This window comes from Streptomyces alkaliphilus, assembly GCF_014141535.1.
GTDB classification, from domain to species: domain Bacteria; phylum Actinomycetota; class Actinomycetes; order Streptomycetales; family Streptomycetaceae; genus Streptomyces; species Streptomyces alkaliphilus.
The window spans coordinates 1-1,689 of record NZ_VKHT01001044.1 but is presented as its reverse complement, the minus strand read 5'-3'; the positions used below and the strand labels follow the sequence as shown (position 1 = coordinate 1,689).

The window sequence follows — 1,689 nt, the reverse complement described above, 5'->3', positions numbered from 1 at the left end:
GGGTTCCCGTGGGGATTCGGGGTTTCCCCGGACCCCTGACCGTCTCCGTGGATTCCCTCCCGGCGCTGTTCCCCCGTTCCCCGCCCCGGCGCCGGATGGAGCGGTGGGAGGCCGGCCGGCACCGGGAACGGCCCGGGGCCGGCCGCCACCACGGCGACCGGCCCCGGGCCGGGGTTCCACGGAGGGTCAGCCGCGGCCCTCCTCCAGCATCTCCGTGACCAGGGCCGCGATCGGCGAGCGCTCCGAACGGTTCAGCGTGACGTGCGCGAAGAGCGGATGGCCCTTCAGCCGTTCCACGACCGCCGCCACACCGTCGTACCGCCCCACCCGGAGGTTGTCGCGCTGGGCGACATCGTGGGTGAGCACCACGCGGGAGTTCTGACCGATCCGGGACAACACGGTCAACAACACGTTCCGCTCCAACGACTGCGCCTCGTCCACGATCACGAAGGCGTCGTGCAGCGAACGGCCGCGGATGTGTGTCAGCGGCAGCACCTCGAGCATCCCCCGGGCGGTGATCTCCTCGATCACCTCACGCGAGGTGACCGCCGAGAGGGTGTCGAAGACCGCCTGCGCCCAGGGGTTCATCTTCTCGGCCTCGGTGCCCGGCAGGTAGCCCAGGTCCTGCCCGCCCACCGCGTAGAGCGGCCGGAAGACCATCACCTTGGAGTGCAGCCGGCGCTCCATGACGGCCTCCAGACCGGCGCACAGCGCCAGCGCGGACTTGCCGGTGCCCGCGCGTCCGCCCAGCGAGACGATGCCCACCTCCGGGTCGGAGAGCAGGTCGAGCGCCACCCGCTGTTCCGCGCTGCGCCCGTGGATGCCGAACGCCTCCCGGTCCCCCCGCACCAGCCGGATACCCCCGTCGGCGGTCACCCGCCCCAGCGCGCGCCCGCGCTCGGAGGTGATCGTCAACCCCGTGTGCACGGGCAACCCCTCCACCGAGGGGTCGTGGACGTACTCCGCCCCGAAGAGGTCGTCCACCGTCTCCCCCGGCAGGGTGATCTCCGTCATCCCGGTCCAGCCGGACTCGGTGATCGCCAGCTCGGCCCGGTACTCCTCCGCCCGCAGGCCCACCGAGGACGCCTTGATGCGCAGCGGCAGGTCCTTGGAGACGACCGTGACGTCGTGCCCCTCCGCCTGGAGGTTGCGGGCCACGGCCAGGATCCGGGAGTCGTTGTCGGCGAGCCGACCCCGGTCGTTGAGCATGGTGGGAGGCAGGATGGTGGGATCCGAGTGGTTCAACTCGACCCGCAGGGTGCCGCCGAGTTCACCGATGGGCAGCGGCTCGTCCAGCCGGCCGTACCGTACGCGGTGGTCGTCGAGCCGCCGCAGCACCTGGCGGGCGAAGTAGCCCAGCTCCGGGTGGTGCCGCTTGGCCTCCAGCTCCGAGATCACGACGACGGGGAGCACCACCTCGTGCTCGTCGAAGCGGGTCAGGGCCGACGGGTCGGCGAGCAGAACACTGGTGTCGAGGACGTACATGCGCCGCTCGGAGGGGCGCTTCTTGCTGGTCACCACGTGTGGACGAACCCCCTCGGATGAGGTCGGTGAAGCTCGGTGACAGGAACGGACGCCCCTCCCGATGGCTTCCTCCCGCCCGAACCCCTCCGGCCGCTCCACGACTGTCCGCGCGCGGGGCGCGCTCCGGGGCACGGGAGGCAACCGCCTCCCGGGTCGGGGCGTGCC

Annotated in this window: 1 protein-coding gene; it reads right to left on the bottom strand. The window is 72.0% G+C overall.

What is annotated here, in order from left to right:
- Window positions 1-186: 186 nt before the first annotated feature.
- Window positions 187-1,521 (bottom strand): PhoH family protein, encoded by a 1,335-nt coding sequence (locus FNQ90_RS22245; RefSeq protein ID WP_143621290.1) that lies wholly within the window; start codon window positions 1,519-1,521, stop codon window positions 187-189.
- Window positions 1,522-1,689: the final 168 nt, after the last annotated feature.